The organism is Flavobacterium sufflavum (genome assembly GCF_004016525.1).
Lineage (GTDB): Bacteria > Bacteroidota > Bacteroidia > Flavobacteriales > Flavobacteriaceae > Flavobacterium > Flavobacterium sufflavum.
Genome location: NZ_SACJ01000008.1, coordinates 149,114 through 169,149, shown reverse-complemented (window position 1 = coordinate 169,149; position 20,036 = coordinate 149,114). Strand labels below are relative to the sequence as shown.

The 20,036-nt window shown below is 31.2% G+C and carries 13 protein-coding genes; 6 read left to right on the top strand and 7 right to left on the bottom strand.

Annotation, left to right across the window (positions count from 1 at the left end; translation table 11 throughout):
- Window positions 1-68 precede the first annotated feature (68 nt).
- The 6 genes from EOD40_RS13130 (at window position 69) to EOD40_RS13105 (ending at window position 5,234) form a co-directional block, all read left to right on the top strand.
- Entirely contained in the window at window positions 69-413 is a 345-nt protein-coding gene (locus tag EOD40_RS13130) for a hypothetical protein (RefSeq protein ID WP_128196245.1), read from the top strand.
- A 109-nt stretch (window positions 414-522) separates the two neighbouring features.
- Complete coding sequence (locus EOD40_RS13125) at window positions 523-1,416, top strand: AAA family ATPase (RefSeq protein WP_128196243.1); 894 nt, start codon at window positions 523-525, stop codon at window positions 1,414-1,416.
- Window positions 1,397-2,392 carry a DUF3871 family protein gene (locus EOD40_RS13120; RefSeq protein WP_128196241.1) on the top strand — a complete coding sequence of 332 codons (996 nt, stop codon included), beginning with the start codon at window positions 1,397-1,399 and terminating at the stop codon, window positions 2,390-2,392. Before EOD40_RS13125 ends, EOD40_RS13120 begins: the two co-directional genes overlap by 20 nt.
- 54 nt (window positions 2,393-2,446) lie before the next feature.
- Complete coding sequence (locus EOD40_RS13115) at window positions 2,447-2,695, top strand: hypothetical protein (RefSeq protein WP_128196239.1); 249 nt, start codon at window positions 2,447-2,449, stop codon at window positions 2,693-2,695.
- A gap of 430 nt (window positions 2,696-3,125) precedes the next feature.
- Complete coding sequence (locus EOD40_RS13110; RefSeq protein WP_128196237.1) at window positions 3,126-4,562, top strand: hypothetical protein; 1,437 nt, start codon at window positions 3,126-3,128, stop codon at window positions 4,560-4,562.
- 21 nt (window positions 4,563-4,583) lie between these two features.
- On the top strand, window positions 4,584-5,234 hold the full coding sequence (locus EOD40_RS13105; protein WP_164905482.1) for an NUMOD1 domain-containing DNA-binding protein: 651 nt from the start codon (window positions 4,584-4,586) through the stop codon (window positions 5,232-5,234).
- A gap of 135 nt (window positions 5,235-5,369) precedes the next feature.
- On the opposite strand, the gene gapS4b is transcribed toward EOD40_RS13105, so the two are convergent.
- The 7 genes from gapS4b to EOD40_RS13075 form a co-directional block, all read right to left on the bottom strand.
- The gene (gapS4b, locus tag EOD40_RS13100; RefSeq protein ID WP_128196233.1) at window positions 5,370-6,470 is read right to left on the bottom strand and encodes a GapS4b family protein; all 1,101 of its coding nucleotides are present in this window, start codon (window positions 6,468-6,470) and stop codon (window positions 5,370-5,372) included.
- Window positions 6,463-7,419, bottom strand: a complete 957-nt coding sequence (gene gapS4a / locus EOD40_RS13095) for a GapS4a family protein (RefSeq protein ID WP_128196231.1) — start codon at window positions 7,417-7,419, stop codon at window positions 6,463-6,465. Before gapS4a ends, gapS4b begins: the two co-directional genes overlap by 8 nt.
- 396 nt (window positions 7,420-7,815) lie before the next feature.
- Window positions 7,816-8,871: an AAA family ATPase gene (locus tag EOD40_RS13090; RefSeq protein ID WP_128196229.1), complete on the bottom strand. Its 1,056-nt coding sequence runs from the start codon at window positions 8,869-8,871 to the stop codon at window positions 7,816-7,818.
- Window positions 8,872-9,282: 411 nt separating this feature from the next.
- Complete coding sequence (locus EOD40_RS13085) at window positions 9,283-11,283, bottom strand: RagB/SusD family nutrient uptake outer membrane protein (protein ID WP_231129630.1); 2,001 nt, start codon at window positions 11,281-11,283, stop codon at window positions 9,283-9,285.
- Window positions 11,284-11,308: 25 nt separating this feature from the next.
- Window positions 11,309-14,518: a SusC/RagA family TonB-linked outer membrane protein gene (locus EOD40_RS13080; protein ID WP_128196225.1), complete on the bottom strand. Its 3,210-nt coding sequence runs from the start codon at window positions 14,516-14,518 to the stop codon at window positions 11,309-11,311.
- A gap of 286 nt (window positions 14,519-14,804) precedes the next feature.
- Window positions 14,805-14,942: a hypothetical protein gene (locus tag EOD40_RS17970; protein WP_164905481.1), complete on the bottom strand. Its 138-nt coding sequence runs from the start codon at window positions 14,940-14,942 to the stop codon at window positions 14,805-14,807.
- 454 nt (window positions 14,943-15,396) lie between these two features.
- Entirely contained in the window at window positions 15,397-19,740 is a 4,344-nt protein-coding gene (locus EOD40_RS13075) for a hybrid sensor histidine kinase/response regulator transcription factor (RefSeq protein WP_128196223.1), read from the bottom strand.
- Window positions 19,741-20,036 lie beyond the last annotated feature (296 nt).

The window sequence follows — 20,036 nt, the reverse complement described above, 5'->3', positions numbered from 1 at the left end:
TATTTGGATATTTAAAAAAGTACAATCCAAATTATTGCTGATTTTAATTCAATTAAATTATTAATACTATGGTAACAATTATTGATTACAAGGCATTCCAAAAAGAAAACGGAGAAAAATTTTATTCACTTGTTGTTCAAGGTGGAGTTGAAGCTGTTAAGAGTAAAGAAAGTGGCAGAACTTATCTTACTGCAAAAACCACAAATCTTGCGTGTACATTTAACGAAATTACATGTAAGTCATTAATTGGTACTCAACTTCCTGGACAGATTAGAAAAGTAGAAGTTGAACCATACGACTACACTGATCGTGAAACAGGCGAGATTGTAGAAATGACTCATCGTTATGAGTATTTATCCGATGAAGACGCTATCATTAATGATAATGTTATTAAACCACAAGAGGTGTACTAAAACAGCTCAAAAACAGACAATATAATTAAGGAACTTCAGCAATGAGGTTCCTTTTTTTTTATCCAAAGAATTTTAAAAACACCTAATTCAAATTTTAAAAAGTAAAATTATGAAATTACAAAAAGCACAAAGACATCAAGTAAAATTAAGAATTGGATTATCAGGTCCGAGTGGGTTTGGTAAAACCTATTCAGCCTTATTAATGGCGTATGGAATGACCAACGACTGGGGGAAAATTGCTTTGATAGACACAGAGAACAACTCTGCAAGTCTTTATTCCCACTTGGGAAATTTCAATGTATTGCCATTAGGCGAACCTTTTACACCTGAACGCTATATTAAAGCCATTCAAGTATGTGAAGAAGCTGATATTTCTGTGATAATCATTGATAGTATCAGCCACGAGTGGCAATCAAAAGGTGGATGTTTAGAAATACACGAACAATTAGGCGGACGTTTTCAGGATTGGAGTAAAGTTACACCACGGCATAACGCCTTTGTAGATGCCATTATTCTATCTAAATGTCACATCATTACTACTAGTAGAAGAAAGGTAGATTATAGCGTCGATAAAGGTTCTGATGGCAAAACCAAAGTGAGTAAACTAGGAATGAAAGAAGTTACTCGCGAAGGGTATGAGTATGAGCTTACAGTAAATTTTGAATTTTTAAATGACAATCATCTCGTTTCTGCTTCCAAAGACCGTACTGGATTATTTGCAGGAAAACCTGAGTTCATCATCAATTCTGCTACAGGAAAACGCTTAATCGAATGGAGCAATGACGGAATTTCTTTAGATGAAATTAAAAATGAAATCAATTCAAGTACAACTGATGAGAGTTTAAAAACAATTTATGCTCAATATCCACATTTAAGCAAGGAACTTTATCCACTAATTGTTGCACGTAAAGAAGCTTTAGAAAGCCTTAACAATCAAATTATCCCAAACGAACAAATTATCCAAGAATCTAATCCACAAGAAAATGAATTTAGTATTAAATAGTCCAATCCATCAAGTAATTGACGAGGAAGAAATCATAGTATTTCCAAAAAGGAACTTTATCGAGGCAAATACGGTACAAGTAGATTTGGATCATCTCAAATCGGAATGTATTATTCCGGTATTTGCTAAAGACAATGAATCAACTATTAGTCATTATGAATTTATTGAAAGCACTAAAGAAGTTGTCGAAGAAATTTTAGATTATAAAGGTGTTTTAAAGCCTGAAATAAGGGTAAGTCATCAAATTAAGGGTAGAATTCCCTCAGCCGTTGGGAAACCTGCAAAAGAACTTTTAGAGCACGAAAAGACATTGTATTATGAACGTATGGCTTTTGTAATTGAAGTTCCAGAAATCAGTGAAATCATCAATGGCAATAAACTAAATTTGACAATTGGTGGTGTTAGAAGCTACAATCAGGAAAATCTTTTTAGTAAAAAATCGATAGAGAAATTTAAAGTCTTCATAGGTTTCCAAAACACAGTTTGCACAAACTTATGCATTTCTACGGATGGACTAAAACAAGATATTCGTGTATCTTCAGTTTTAGAATTAAAAGCTAAAATCTATGAATTGATAAATAGCTATGATAAAAAGAAACATCTCCAACAAATGAACGAGATGAGTTGTTTTTCCATAACTGAACCAGAATTTGCCCACCTAATTGGAAAAATGAAATTATACTCCTTCTTAGATAAAGAAACTAAAGCCAATCTATTTAATCTAAACATCAATGATAATCAAATTAATTCAATTATTAAAGATTATCATTTAGATCCAAACTTTGCAAGATTTGAAAATGGGAATATAAACTTATGGAGATTGTATAACCTGTTTACAGAAGCAGCTAAGAGCGCTTACATTGATACCAATTTTGAAAAGAATGTAAATGCATACGAGTTTATCAATTACCTCGCAAATTCAATTAAAAACGATAAGAGTAACTGGTTCCTTCATAATTATAATCATAGCATTTAGGCTATTAAACAATACCAATTTGTCCTTTTAAAAAATCAAAATTTAATTAAAAAAATGACAAAAAAAGAGTTGGCTGAGCTGTTAAAATACAGTTCTCCAAGAGAAATCTATGTAATTACGTGGAATAACATCCTGAAAAGACTGTTTTGTCCATTTGAAGTACAGGTTGTACAAGACATTGGCAAGCTTAAAACTGGACAATTTGTATTTGTAGATGAAATTAAAGTCACAATTGAGTTAAAAACCGTTTATATAATTAATAATGAAGCCTACTATTACTATCATTTTGATATTCTAGTATAAATAGGCAAAGGAGTTATACTTTTTTGTTATCCAATCTTTTGAAACTGCCTCTCCTACATCAAAAAGCAATTGAAAATGTTAGCATTGCTAGCGGATGATTGTGCAAAACTTGTACTTTCATCCGTTTTTTCTAAATTAAATTTACTTTCTGTAATTATTTTACGCTTTTACCGAAAATAAGTAGGAAAATATTTGGTAAATCAGATATTTATGCTTATCTTTGTGATTGTTACAATTTTGACTTTTAAGTGTGTCAAAATCTTCTAAAAATTTCAAAAAATCTACAAAAATATCCATCACTTAATATTAACTCTTGGTAGCTTAGTCTGACTAAACAGACTCCTTTGATTATCTGAAATCAAAAAAAATATTAAGCAAGAGTATAAGCATATTGTAATTTAAATCAATTTCAAAATTTAAATTATAAACAATGGAAAGACTTTATTATTCTAGTTCTTATCAATCCTATTATTACCCACCTACCCTCAATTATGTTACTACAAGTTTAGAAGCTAATCAAGCCCAAGAAAACACAGTAAATACAGTGGCTAACAACGTTTTTTATTCTGAAAATTTAGATGAAATTCATGCCACTTATCCGCTATTTTTTCAAAATGCTACGACAATAAATATTCCTAAGAATATAAAACGTCATATTGAAAAGAAGATTCCAAAAAGGTATTTAAACAAAATCGACAAAAACAAAAAGTATGCTGTTGAAAATTGCTTGCTATTCAGTAGTAATTTAACGTCAACTCTTTTTTCTGAAGACAGATGGAAATCGCTATCATCAAAAATATTAGATGAGCAATTCAGAAAAGGTAAGGACAACACATTTATCTATAATCATATTGTTCAAGCTTTAAAATATAAATCGAGTACTACTGATTCAGTAATTCAAACTAAGAAAAATAAGTTAGGCACCGACACATATCAAGAGGGAATAACTTGTAAATCATATTCTTTTACAGATACCTTTTCTAACAATAACTTAGTAAAATACACAATTACAAATCCTGAAATTATTGCTAAAAGAGATAAATTCATTTACAGTCAAATTGCAAAAGCTACTGATAATATAATAGCAACTAATTTACTGAAATTATATCCTAGAATAGATTTACCTAATGAAAGTGAATTAAAAATTGAAGCAAATAGATTGATTAAAGGAAAATACAGAACGAAAAAGGGAAAATTACTAACCAAATTAAACAATCACTCCAAAGATTATTTCAAAGACGCCTCACAAAGAAGTTTTGTTGAGGAAAATATTAAATCATTTAAGTTTTACACGGATATCAGCTATATGATACCCATAATAGGTGATTATAAATCTGGAGGAAGAGTGGTTGATTCATTTTCTTTGATGGCAAGTTGGATTAGAAAACTAATTAAGATTGATAATGAACCAATAGTAGAAGTTGATTTTAAAGCATTGCATCCAAATATTGCAATGTCAATTTATAGCGGTTCAAAAAAATTTCTAACACATCAACAAGTTTCTGAAGATAGTGGAATTGATATTAAAAAAGTAAAAATTGAACACCTTTCATTTTTTAATGAAACACTAGCCGGCATGAAACGAAGTCCATTATACCAATTTTATAAAGAATCAGATCATTTAATGATTAAAAATATTGAGATCGAGAAACATAATAGTAAATTCAAACACAGGGTTACTTCAATGAGAATGTTTGCAAAAGAGGTTGAAATCATGAAAGAAAGTATCGGAAGACTAAATACAATGGGGATCTATGTTGGTTATATTTATGATGCTCTATTCTGTAAGGAAAGTGAAAAGGAAATAGTTAAAAAAATAATGAATGAGGTTGTATTAGAACTTGGAGTTTATACTATCGCAGATTAATAAATAGAAAAGAAGATGAAAATGGAAAACACAAATTATATAATATATAAAGCGCAAAATATAATAACAGGAGAATGTTACATTGGTGCCACAACAAAATCTATTGAAGAAAGAAAACAAGATCATTTACAAAAAGCTAATTCAGGAAGCAGTCAAAAATTTCACGATGCAATTACTACTTCTGGCGCAGGTAACTTTGTCTGGGAACAGCTCGATACAGCCTCAAATCCGAACGAATTAGCTGAAAAGGAAACTAAGTACATTTATGATTTTAAAGCGCAAGAGGAAGGCTATAACAGTGATTGTGGCGGAGGCTTTCAAAAGCTAGTGTATCAATACAATGAAAATGGAATTCTTATTGAAACATATAACAATTTAACCGAAATTAAAGAAACATTAGGAATAGACAAACAGAGAATTTCAAGTGCCTGTTTAAATTCCAAGATGTATGATGGCTTTTTCTGGTCTTATAGACAATTAGAAAAGATAATTCCAAAAACAGATTTCCGATTAAAAGCTGTAAATCAATATTCATTAAATCAAGAATTCATTGAAAATTTTAAATCAGCTTCAGAAGCATCAAGAAAAACTGGAATATCCAAAAGTTGCATTACTAAATGTTGTCGAAATGAACGCAAAAGTTCAGGAGGATATATTTGGAATTATTTATAAAAATCAAGACAGCTCAAAAGGCTGTCTTTATTGATTATTCTTAACAAGAATTATAACTAGATATCGATACCACTATTTAGAATTATTTATGGAACCATAAACATTTTAGCTCTTAACTTTAGTAAAAATTCTAATTCATTCAACCTTTTCGTTTTGATAAATTTCATAATTTTTCAACTTATGACTATTTAGAATAGCATTAATTTTTTTTGTAATTGTTGGTGTAGTAACTTTTTCCTTATCGTGCTTATCAATTGATAAATTTGAAATATTAAGCTGAAACTCCGAAATATTCATATTTTTTTTATCCGGAAACTCAAACTCAATAACACAAGTACCATCACAACCTAATTTATCAAATCTATATTTAAACTTTATTGCCTTCAATTGAACGAATTCATGATTCTCTTTTTGAGTTATAAAAATATGATCTTGAAGTTTTTTACCTTTTAAACTCAAATTATTTACATTATTCAAAAATTCTTTTAATTTTTCAGGTAATACTTTAGAAACACTACTGTCGGGTAGTATATCAATATCTGTAATTTCTTCAAATAGCATTGTGTTTTTGAAGTCCTGTGCAAAAGAATAAAAAAAATTAAACCTATTTACATTATTAAAATTACCAAACAATATTCTACTTATTTCTTTACCTCTTTTGAAATAATTTTTCTCTTTTAGTTTTTCCTCATAATCTTCTATTGCAAAATCAATAACTTTTTCAGAATCTTTTGATGTAAATGTTTTAGTTCCAATAAGCCTATCATCGACTTTTTTTAAATTTAATGAAGCTTTGTGATAAGATTCTCTACTTGACCACCCTTTAACATTAGAAGTAGTTTTAATTGTTACATCAAGATTTATCTCATTATTAGTAATAGTCATGTTTGGAGTACCATACACTTCATAATTAGGAGAATAAGTAAGCTTTTCTAATAGAATTTCTTTTATTTTTAAATCTAGACACAAATCTGCTAAATCTATATCCCCATCTATTGGAATAATTACTGATTTAACTTTTTCTTTTTCTTCTTTTTCAGTGTTTTGCTCATTTAAATAATTGAACTCATCCGGAGAAAGTAAAAGGGACATATATATTGGAAACGAAGCGTTTTTATCAGAATTTTGAGTTATTATACCTTTACTTTTTAATAATCTATTAATGTGAGTCGTTGTTAAAAATGAATTAGACAACAAATCTCTTAACTCTGTACCATTTGGAAGTATGTTATTCATTATTTCTAAAATCTATGTTATGTTTGACTACTTTAATTTGACTACTAAAATTTTCATCAATTCCATTTAATGCTAATACTTTCTCAATAATTTGTTCATGCTCAAATTTATTAAAATTGGGGAATGAAAATATTGTTGAATTTGTTGTTTGTAAAGTATTTAAGTTTTTTGCTAAGTTAATTAAACTCATAAAGTTTTCTTCAGAAAAACTATCTTTAATTAACAAGAATAAATACTTATCCCCCTTATCTTCAATCCTTAATGGGATTATATTTGAATTTAAATATAACAATGGTAATTTACTGCCGTAACCTAAATTACTACTCGACAGATTAAAACCAGTTTTAGGATATATAAAGTCTACTTTTTCAAAAGTTTTTTTAATATGCAAAAGATTATTGTAAAGAAATTCAAAAATATCATTATCAACTACTAAAACTTTATCATAAATTTCGTTTTCAAGAGTTGTCAATTTACTACTTATTCTTGCTCTGATATTCCATTCATCATCTTCCTTTTTACCTTTATTTGAAAGCCAAAAAATAATCCCAATATAATCTGTACTTTTAACTCCCTCAGCTATCTTAGATTGGTTGATTGTAGAACTCAATGGATGCTTTTTAAAACAATTTATAGTGAAAACTAACTCTTTAAAATATTCTTGGAATTTAGTATCAAATGATGTTAGTGTCGGATAATGGTCAATTGTATGTTTAATTGAAATGATTCCAACTTCTAAATTATCATCTTTTAAATTATTTTTACCATAAACAATCGCATCAGCTCCATGTGTGATTCTATTACTAGAAGTAGATATAATATGTTTTTTATTGTAAACACATTCAATTTTTTTATTAGTCTGAATATTAGAATATCCAATAATATCTCTTAAAAATTTTTCAACAATTTCTTCTCCGTGTTCACCACTCCTTTTTGATGTTTCTCCCATTCTTTATGTTAATTTAATTATTCTCTACAATTGCTAATTTCTTCCCAATCAAACTGTACAACTTCTAAACCATTGCATCAATAGATTTATCAAATTTGAAATTTCACTCTAATCTTTTTACTGGCTTTTACATTTTTTATATTTAGTAGTGATATTTCAATAAATTCACTCTCATATTGTTATTCTTTTTAAACTTTTTATTTCTAACTACACTTTAGAATTTAAAAAGTGACTTTTAAAAACTTCTCATTTAGAGGAAAGGATTTCTTTGTTTTGAGATTCTTAATATTTAAAAACTACTGAATTTGAAAAAGCTACATCAACATTGATTTATTTTATAAAACTAATAAATTAATTCCGTTAGTAAGAATTATTTGACCCAGAAAGTGTGGTAAGTTACTTCTTTTTGCTGTTGTCTTTAATTATTTCTCCTACAACTGACTTACTGACCTTAAATTCAGTGTTTTTTAACTCTGCTTCAATCTGCCTTACTGATAAACCTTTACTTTTTAGTTCTAGAACTTTATCAATAATTGCGGCATTGTCTTTTTTAACATTTTGAACTTTACTATTTCTTTCTCCAGTTTCTTTAAAAATTAAATCTTTATTCATTTCTAAAACATAACTTTTAGATTTATGAGAACTATCTAAAAAATTAGCTTTCAATACCCATAAATCTTTATAATTATCTTTATAACTATTCGGTCTGAGTTCTATAACAGACCTCATTTTAGCTTCAAATGCTTGTGAGCCTATTATACTGTCTTTACTTGGGCTATTCTTTTGAGTATTCTTACCAATGTGATGCAAAAACAAAATTAAACAACTGTGTTTCTTAGCAAGTTTATCATATTCATTTAAAAACTGCCTTACTTGGGTATTGGCATTAATCTCTTTGGCAAATACATCTGAAAAAGCATCTATAACAATTAGATCACAAGGCTCTTCTTCTAAACTCAATACCAATATATCTAGCAGGTTTTCAGTATCAAAAATGAATTTTAAATTCTTCAATAGTGAAAAATCCAAATTTTCATCTTGTCCTTTTAAAAATTGAATTTGCTTTCTAATAGCAGCACTTACTGAATTAGAATCATCTTCCGTGCTAACATAAATGACCTTATTGCTTTTACAATTTAATTTACAGCCAATAAAAGTTTCGTTTTTTAAAACGATACTTAAGCTCAACTGTCTAAGAAAAGTTGATTTACCACTATCAGAAGTACCTACTAAAGATGCTAATCCAACTTTTTGAAAAAATGGATCTAGTAATTTTGGTACATCGTCAATTTCTAGATTGTACAATTCAAATGCATCATACATCCCTTTGTAACCATCAATAGTTTTATTGGTAGTGGAAGTATTTGTATTAGTGGCAGAAGTCTTTTCTGAAGATCCAAACAAGCTTTTAAATTCATTACTAATATCATCAGGTAAAGGAATAAATTTCATATAAAAACTTTGATAGTAAAAAATTAAAAACACATAACATACATTATGTCCTATGTAATATATTATATAAGGACAGGACAATATAAAATATTATTATTAATTTTAAACAACAAACAACATGAAAAGGTATACTTTTAGGCATACAAAGATTCTGAAACCTTATAAAGTGCCGTTATTGCTAAGTCCATTATCACAGGTTCGAGTCCTGTTCCCGCTACTAGAAAAGCTTCATAGAAATATGAAGCTTTTTTTATGGCTTGTCTTGCCTTAAAAATATGGTTGATAAATTTTATAAAAAAAAAACCTCAAGAGCATTTATACTCTTGAGGTAAAAAATAAAAACCAAACTAATTATTTTTTTAACCAAACTTATATGTTTAGATCTCTCAAGATCTTAAACAGTCCCAATTTTTATTGTAATGGATCAAAAGTTGAAGTACCTCCTGACCATCCTGAAGTTTGTCCTAAATAAAGTGCAGTATTAAGAGCATTAGCAGGTAATCCAAAGAAATAGTATTGATTATACCAAGTAAACGTCCAAGGTATTGTTGCAGATGCTTCTATATTATCTTTAACAACTACTTTTAAGTAATTAGTATAAAAATAATCTACATACTGATCATAAGTTGTAATACCTGCCGGATAAGTCGCCGGATTTCTATCAGCTACCGGAGCAACTCCGTTTACTGGTAAAAATGGATCTGCATTACCTACATAATTAGCTCCATTCTTTTGTGCAATAAAAAACAAGCCTTGACGTCTCATTCCATGTATAGGAGTTTGATTTAAACGAGTACAAGTTCCAAAGTCATCATTAAAAAGCATCCAACGTCTTAAATCCCAAAAACGTTTACTTTCATAGGCAAGTTCTACTTTTCTCTCGTTAATTGCCGCAGCAAAGTGCTGATCTCTGGTGATTACATTATCTAAACCAAAGGTACCTCCATTACTCTCTATACCAGCTCTCTCTCTAACTTTTGCAATCAAAGCTTTACCTTCTGCTAATTTATTAACCCCAATAGCCGATTCTGCTAAATTCAACAAAACCTCTGCAAAACGCATTTCCATATAATCTGTACCGCTATATTGAAAATTAGTTGCATTACTTGCTTTTGGATTAACCCCTTTTCTCACATATACATTAGTATTAACTGTTCCTAAAGTTTCTGTAAAGCCAGTAGGTAATACTGTAGCATTAGCTGGAGCCGTTTTATGCCAATAATAAGTAAACTGTTTAAAATTAGCATCTTCAGCATAAGCCCATGGTGCTCCATTGTAAACAAATGATTTATAAAATCGAGGATCTCTGTTTTTATAAAAAGTTTGTAAACTATATGGATAGGTTGTTGAAACACCTGGTGCTTTACCATCTTTCATTGGGAAAGCGTCCATAATTTGTTTAGTAGCACCTATAGCCCCTGATCCTCCTAAAGTCTTAGAACGACAAGCTTTTTCCCAACCATTATTTCTCAAGACATTAGAAGAAGTGGTATTATTAAAGCCATAAACAATTACTGCCTCAGGATTACCCGCTTCTGCAAACCACATATTTTCCCATGCAGCACCATTAGCAAAACCTCCTGTATTGTATAACCCAAAACCATTTTGTTCTAACAAAGCTTTTGCCTCAGTATTAGCATCATAAGCACGTTGCCAACGACTAACATCATCGGTACGATTAAATTGTGGACTTGCCCAAGTCAATAATACACGTCCTTTCATTGCAGCTGCTGCACCGCTGGTAATTCTTCCCCATTCTGTAGCATCCCATTTCCCTGGCAATAAATTTTTTGCCATATCTAGATCAGCCACAATCTGTTCGATACAAGCTGAAGTAGAACTTCTGGGCGTCTTAATATCCTGATTACCACCAATAGAACTCTGAGCAGTCAAAACCAATGGAACTCCACCGTAAATCCTTACTAAATCAAAATATTGCCAGGCTCTCCAAAAATACATCTGCCCTTTTAATGGGTTTTTATCGGCTTCAGCCATTCCATACTTGTCAATATTGTCTAAAAACAAATTAATTTGTCTCAATCGGGTATAAACCGTATTGGCAATACTTGAATTGATAGGAGGACCTATATAAGTCAGACAGTTTGCATCGGTATTAGTCCCCGGTTTTGCCCAAAACTTATTCCAGTTTACCTCACCAGGCAATTCGTCCGTAGTTTGACAAAAATCATCACTATTTACTGCTAAATCATATGTAAAAACAGCTGTATTATTAGCTGGTAAAATTGATTTATAGATGTAATCCACATAAGCTTTCCCTAAAATTGGTTCCTGATAAACCTGCTCATTAACCCCTGTTAAATCTTCCTTTTCAGCAAGAAAGTCATCACTACAGCTCCCTAAAAACATTGTTAGTAAGGCTCCCAATACTATATTTATTTTTATATTTTTCATTGTCATTAATTTAATTTGTTCTTAATTAGAAAGCCAGATTAAGTCCCAAAGAATACGTTTTTAAAACTGGATAGATGTCATAAGCTCCATTCGGATTTTTATAATTAAAAGGATTATATAAAATGAATGGATTTAAAGCTGTTAGATTTAATCTACAACTACTAATCCCTAATGCTTTAGCATATTTCTCAGGCATTGCATATCCTAAATTAATATTACGCATTTGGATGCTGGTAGCCGAACGTTGCCAGAATCTAGAGGTAGGCGCCAAATTAAGTGCCTCATTATATGGATTCGGCATGGTACCATTAGGATTTAGTACTGGATCAAAAATATCGTTCCAAATAGAAGGTCTATTATCTATACCATCATTGATAGCTGACTTCATTGACTTTCTGGTTTGGCTATCAACCTCGTTCCAACCACCTTCAAAAGAAGCCGTTACAACTGCTGCCAAAGTAATATTTTTATAACCCAATTTTAAAGTTGTACCCATACCATATTTAGTACCTTGTCTTTTTGCTAATTGAATTTGATCCCATTCATCCACAATTCCATCGGCAGGCGCAAATTCACCAGTAGTAGTATTCATTGGACCACGAATATCAGCATACGACAAGGAACCTGGTCTAAGGTCCGCTGCTTTAACCCCCATAACAGATATAATGTTATATTTAGCTACATAAGCATTAATATCCTCTTGTGATTTTAACATCCCAACATAATCATAACCCCATACTCCCTGATCTGAAGGTCCTGGCTTAACTCCCCAAGGTTTTAGAACTTCAATTGGATTAAAGTCCCCAACAATCATGTTGTCATTTCCCCAACCAAAATTCACATCAAGACCATACTTAAAGTCTTTTCCAATTCTATCGTTCCAACCTAAAGCAAATTCATAGCCGTAATTATCTCTTTTTCCATAATTTTCAGAAGCTACTGATCCTCCAACTGTAAATGGAACATTAGCAGTTTTACTCATCAGGATATCTGTTGCAACATTATAATAACTTTCAGCAGTTAAAGACAATCTATTATTTAAAAATTTTGCATCAACACCAAAGTTAGTTTTCAACTCATCTGACCATGTCGCATCTCTGTTAGGCGTTACCTCCATTTTTAGACCGGTAGTAGCATTACCATTCCCTACGACTATACCTTGTCCAACCTGATAGGTAAAACGTTGTCTCCATTGCCAAGGTCTTGTTCCATCACTACCTAACTTACCTATAGAATATCTAAGTTTTAAGAAATCAATAACACGTGACTTAAAAAAGTTTTCTTTCGAAATAACCCAACCTGCTGATAAAGAGTAAAATTTACCCCAATAGTTTTCAGGTGCAAATCGGGTAGAAGCATCACTTCTGAACAAAAATTCTGCTAAATACTTTTCTCCATAAGAATAATTCATACGTCCAACATAACCTAATGAACCAGATTCAGATCCAGAAGTAGCTCCATCTACAGCTCCAAATGCTGTACTAGACTGACCGTTAGTAGTTAACAATGGATCATCTTTATAAAATTCTTCTTTAGTACTAAAAGCCTCCCCTTTTTCAACAGAAAACAAAGCTGAAACAGAATGTTTTCCAAAATCACGATTATACGATAAATTTAAGTTAGATTGCTGCGATTGATTTCTGGAATTCCCCCAACCAATTCTGTTTCCGTTATTATAAGTATTGGCTTTTGAAATAGCCAGATTTGCTGAAGGATCAAAAATATGTCCATTTGTTCCTGTTCCGACAAATTGGTAAATAGTGAATTTAGTCCCCACATAAGCTGATCTGTTATAAGAAACATTTCGAGCATAAGAGGCTCTGGCTGACAATCCTTTTATAAAAGGTACTTTATATTCAACATTCAAATTAACCGATAGATTATTTCCTCTATTAGAAGAGACATTACCCAAACGATTAATTTCACCAAAGTGATATTGGGATTCATTTGCAGTATTTAACCTTTGAACAGGCAAACCATTAATATACTGTGGTAAAAAAGGAGAGGCATTCAACAATCTTCTATAATCGTTTTCCTCATTAGTACCTCCGTTTCTACTGTTTGTACTAGAATCGTCATTAAAATAACCCGAAATTTGAATTCCAGCTTTAAAATTATCCGAAACATTAAAATTTGCTCCTGATCTAAAGTTCCATTTGTCGTATTTAATATTACTCAAATTCCCTCCTTGAGTATAATAAGAACCTCCTGCAAAAAAAGTAGCATTATCAGTACCTCCTGAAACATTCAGGGTATGTTTTTGATTAGAAGATGCCTTCCATTCATCATCTAACTGATCATAATGCAAAGTCTTAAAATAGTCCAATTCATCTTGTGAAAAGAAATACTGAGCAGAATTAACAGGTCTATTATAGCCATTAGGACCATTCATAATGTTATAATACATAGCATAATCGTAAGCACTTAACATCTTTGTTCTATAACTCTCGTCTTCAATACCATAAGAACCTGTATAAGTAAATTTAGCCGGTCCTTTTTTACCTCTTTTTGTAGTTACAATAACAACTCCATTAGCTGATCTGGAACCGTAAATTGCGGCGGCTGCATCTTTAAGGAATGTTAAACTCTCTACCTCTGAAACATCCAGATTATCAAACTGAGTAGAATCGTTTGAACCATCTCCCGCTACCTGTAACACTCCATCAATTACATACAAAGGATTTGTTGTTCCTCCATCTTTTGACAGCGAAACAGATCTTCGCATATTAATAGAGGCTGGCTTTCCTGGTCTGGAATAACCTCCGGAAATACCTACACCCACTACTCTACCAACCAAAGCCGCAGCCAAGTTATTTGTTGGTAGATCTTCTATTTCGGATGTTTTAATTGTTTGTACTGCTCCGGTAAGATGTGATTTTTTCTGAGCACCATACCCTACCACTACTACTTCAGTCAATGAAGCATTATCTTCTTCCATGGTTACATTAATTGTAGAAGCATCGCCAACTTTCTTTTCAACAGACTTCATTCCAATAAATGAGAATTGCAATATACTTCCTTTTGAGACTTGAATTCTATAGCCTCCATCGACATCAGTCAGAACTCCATTTTTTGTCCCTTTTTCAATAACATTGAGGCCTATAACTCCCAGCCCATCTTTATCTACCACCTTTCCAGTGATAATAACCTTATTGTTTGCATTTTGTGCAAAACCAGTCAAGCTCATCATGCTTAACAGTAATACACTAAATACCATTTTAAATGTTTGTTTCATAAATGTGTTTCTTTTTGGTTTAAAAAATTAATTATTTAGTTGGTTGGTTATTTCTATTAAAAATTGATAAATCGAAAATAAAACCCTGAATCATAGTCTATTATTCAGTTCGCATTACGTTTATTATTAACATTCTTAAAAAATGAAAACGTTTACATTTTGTGATGTTTTTCACTTTTAATGTATAATCAAACTAAACACATAAGATGTAAACGTTTACATTTTTTAAAGTGAATAAGCATTTAATTTATTCACTGGCTAATTATACCAAACATATAAACGTTTATTACCCCCTGGCAATCCCATCCCAGTATTTTAGATTAGCTCTTGCAATTTTTTCTTCATCGGACTTTTGGAGAAAAACCGATAAACACATTGGTGCAAATAACGGTACATCAAACTGCTGTTTAATAGTTGGTTTCATTAAGTGTTTTTTTAGTTAATTAAATGGTTAAGTTAGTCCCTGGAGACTTTTAATTTGGTTCGGCGGTGAAATTAGATATAGAGAAAACTAAATAGGGGTAAAAATTGCTTTTCAATAGGGGGGATTTTGCTAATCCAATTTCTGGCAGTCAAAAGCAATCTAAAACGGTAGATAAATTGATAAATTACAAGGGGTATTTCTCTAAACAGCTGTGAAATAAAATCCTGTAAAACAAATAAAATCATTAATTTACAGATACAAATCCCTTATTTCAGGCTGTTCCCACTGATAATAATTACAGTATTGCACAACTAGCACAAAATGCTAAAAAAATAAGTCTGTTTATACTTTATTTCAGAAAAAAAAGGAACAGTAAGCAAGATTATTTTACAACCTTCCTGCTTACTGTCCCTCAAAAATATATTACTATTATATTAAAACTTAAATTGGTACACTAACGATAAAGACGACGATATTCGGCTGGACTATAATTAAATTTTCCTTTAAAGCATTTCCCAAAATATTTCAAATCGTTAAAGCCTACTTCAAAACAAATTTCCTTTATCAACAAATCTTCCTTTTTAATTCTTTCGGCTGCTATGTTCAATCGCATATCCCTAATAAACACAACAGGAGAAATCCCCGTCAAATCTTTCAGCTTATTGAAGAAACTAGCGCGTGACATACACATTAATTTCCCTAATTCATCGACCGTAAAATCAGCATTAGACAAATTATCTTTAACCAATTGAATTACCTGAAACATGAACTTATGATCCTGATTAGAAATTTGTAAAGGTTCATCAATTGGGATTTCAACAATATTACCACTCGAATAAAAAAGTTGCAGTCGATTACGTTGTTCCAAAATATTCTTTACTCTCGCTTTTAAATAACCTACACTAAATGGCTTGCTCAGGTATTCATCAGCACCATATTGCATTCCCACCAATTTTGATTCAATTGAAGTTTTGGCACTAAGCAAAATTACCGGAATATGACTAGTTGCAATGTTATTTCTAAGCAGTCTAAGCATTTCTATACCATCCATTTGAGGCATCATAATATCGCTAATAATAAAATCGGGAGACAAGCTTGCTGCTTTCAAATGTCCTTCCATACCATTCTCGGCTATATGAATAGTATAATCCCCATCTAATATTGAAACTATAAATTCTCTTAATTCGGAATCATCTTCAACAATCAAACCGACTGCCTTATCTTTTTTTATCTCTTCTAATTCCACCGCAGCGACTTCATTTTCAGTCTCGATAATGGAATCGGATTCATCTTCTTCGAGTTCCTGAAATATAATATTCACCTCTTCGTTAAAATGCTCATATCCTTTTTGAAAACAAATCTGGAAAGAACTTCCTTTTGAAGGTTCACTATCAACAATAATGCTTGCCTTATGTTGATCTACCAAATCCTTTACAATTGAAAGTCCAATTCCTGTACTGGGATTATTTGGATTTTCATTATAATTAGAAAAACGTACAAATAATCGCTTTTGTATAGAAGGATTAATTCCCGGTCCATTGTCCTTAACTTTTAATAGCACTTCTTTTTCTGATTCCTCTACAATTACCTCAACAGTATCCCCTTTTCGACAATATTTAAAAGCATTTGAAATTAGATTCACCAAAATTTTGTCAAGGCTTTCTGTGTCGGCCCATATATTTGAATTCGAAATGCTAGTTTTTAATTCCAATCGTATTTTACTTTGCAAGCTTATTTCCCTGAAATTTTCACAAACCTTAGCAGTAAACTCTCCTAAATTAATTTCCTTAACTTCTAATTTTCTATTTTGAATTCTCCTTAAATCTAAAATTTGATTTACCAAATTCAATAACCTATTCGTATTTCTTTCAATTAACTGAAGTTGTGTTTTTACTGAATTTGGCACATCATTATCTAATAGCATTTTTTCCACAGGAGCAGTAATCATAGTAAGAGGAGTACGAATTTCATGTGAAATATCGGTAAAAAAATCCAGCTTCAACTCAGCCATTTGTTCTTGCATTTGTACATCATTACGCAATTTCAAAATGGTTAAAAAGATATGCTGAACCAGCAACAACAAACTAAAAGCCAACAATGCATAACAGAAATAAGCAAAATTGCTGTTCCATAACGATGGAAGAACATTAATCTTTATTCTTCTCTCATTATTTACCCATAAATTATGATGGTTAGTAGACGAAATTACAAGCTCATATTTTCCTTTACCTAAATTTGTATAATTAATTGATTCTCCTCCTTTAATATAATTCCACTGTTTATCTACGCCTTTTAATTTATACCGATAAATAATTCTTTCATTTTTAATATAATCAAGGGCCGAAAATTGAACCCTGAAGAAATTCTGGTCATGTTCTAAGTTAACTTCTTTAAGTAAATCAGAATTCGCAGGAATCTCAGGATTAATTTCGTGCAAATCCTTATTATTAACTACAAATCCAGTTATTGATAAATAAGGCTTAAATTCAATAGGCTTAATAGTTTCAGGCTTGAAACAAATAACACCATTAGAATAGCCAAAAGCAATTTCACCATTTGACAGGCGGCATTTTGTACCTTCAGAAAATATTTCAGCACCAATAAGCGATTTCAGTTCGGGAAATGTTTCTGCACTGTTTTTTTGGAGATCAAACTTTACAATCTGGTTATCTCCCGTAACCCAAATTTTACCTGATTTATCCTTTTGCATTGATAAAATTCCCTGAATAAGAAAAGAGGTTGTCTCGCTGCAAACGGACTTGATCTTTAATTGACCTTGCTTATCTAAATCAGCTAAAATCAATCCTTTTCCATTGGTTCCCAATGCTATTCGATTATCAGAAGTCACTAGAATATCCAAAATATCATTACCTGAAATCTGTAAAAATTCTTTAAATCGTAATTTATTTGCCGGCATATTATTCCCTGAAAAAGAAAACAATTTATCATAAGAAACAAAGAACATTTTATGTTCTTTATTCTCGACAATTAAGCGAACTTTATTGGCAGACTTTATTGGGTAATTTTTTAATTCGTTCCTATAATTAATAAAACGAAATTCATTATTTGATTGCTGAATAATATTTACCCCACCTCCCCACGTAGCAACATAAATCTTGCCTGTTGATGCTTGAAAAATTTTATAAATATCATCAGAACTGACACTATAACGATCCTTTTCACTATACTTATAATGGTTTACTTTATAATTAAACGGTTTTTCGGTTGGCAACAAACAGAACAATCCATTTCCCCGGGTTCCAATCCATATTCGTCCCTTAGTATCCTGCATCATGTTATAAATATCTGCACCCCATCCAGGACTATTTAGTGACAAAGTCCCATCTGCCCCTAACAAACCTATTTTCTTTTTTTTAGAATCAATTAATGTTATTTTATTGGAACGGCTCGCAACCCAAAGAATACCATTTTTGTCTTCCATCAGGCTTCGGACATTATGCTTTTGATCCTCAGATGAACCTAAGTTTAATGTTGAAAAATTATTGTTGCCAAAAGTTATCATGTCTAAGCCTTGCTTGAAAGAACAAAACCACAAATTTCCCAATACATCGAACATTGCTGAATGCATTAGATCAGACACCTCTTCTCTGGATTCCTTCATAAATTTAGCAATAGAAAACAATCTATCCTGACTTTCATCCCAGTAGGCCAAGGGGCCTCTCTTTGATTGAATCCACACATTTCCTTTTGGATCGGTAAGCAGTAATTCTTTTCGTTCTATACTAGTAGCAGCTGGGTAATTTGACTCAACCTCCATATACTTTAACTTTCTGGTAACGAAATCAAATTTATATAGCCCTGATTTTAAAGCCTGAAACCAAAAATGACGTTTACGGCTCAATCCTATATGATTAATACTACCTTCAGGAAAACCGGCTAATGTTTTACTATTATAAACATCTAATTTCCTGATATTAATATCATAACAATAAAAACTCTTAGCATCTGTAAGAATTAACAATTTACCACCAGTTACAAGTTTAATTCGAGTAACATCCTCTTTTATACCAAGCTGATCATCGAAAAAAGTACTTGACTGTTTCGAATAACGTGTAAGCTTACCCTTAGAACCTCCAAACCAAATCTCATTTTTTGTTTCCACAACACAATTAAATGGATAAGACTCTCCAGAGACTTCAGGTCTATTAAAAAAGAAGTATTCAGGTATAACCTCCCCTTTTTTTAACCTACAAATACCTGTGCCCGTCAAAAACCATGTGGTTCCCATCGAATCTTCAAAAACATCCTTAACTTTTTTACCCAAAAGTTTTCGAAGATTAAAATCAACCCTTTTAATTTTTTTATTGGCCTCAAAAGCAATTAAGAAATTTTTATTTTTAGGAAAAAGCCACACCCTCCCTGAAGGCATCACTTTGTATTCCCTAAAAGAAATAGCTGAAGAATGATACACTCCACCTTCCAGCGGATGATGAAAATTCAACTTATAGGTATCGAAATAATAAACATCGTTTTTTTCAGAACTAATCCAAATGCGGCCATTTTTATCAAACTTAAAATTAGACACACGATTCGACATTAGATCTAATGAGTCACTTTCCAGAACCTTAAAATTTAGAAATGAAGTTCCATCATAACGATATAAGCCATTATAGGTTCCCAACCAAATGAATCCTTTTTTATCCTGTTGAATATCTAAAATAAGCGACTGACTTAAATTTACATTATGTGAAAAATGCGTCAAAACTCCAAATGGCTGAGCCGCGCATAGGACATTTACTAAACAAAAAAATGCAACAATTATGTTCTTTATAAACATTTATATTTTTATTAACTTTTAGAGTACACAAAACTATTAAAATTCTAGCTTAAACCTAAAAACACAACCCTCACTAGACAAATCCCCCCCTTTAAATAGCATTTTGTCCCCATTTCAGAAAGTAAATTTAATTTAATATTCGATCACAAGCTTTACAACATACTTCAAATAGCAATTTATCCCAACCTGCGCTGTATTAATTAAGTAGTTTTGTTTTAAATTGTAATTGATCAGGCAAAATTTTATATTTTACATACAATTACTTAAACCATAATTACTAATTATCTAATGACCAA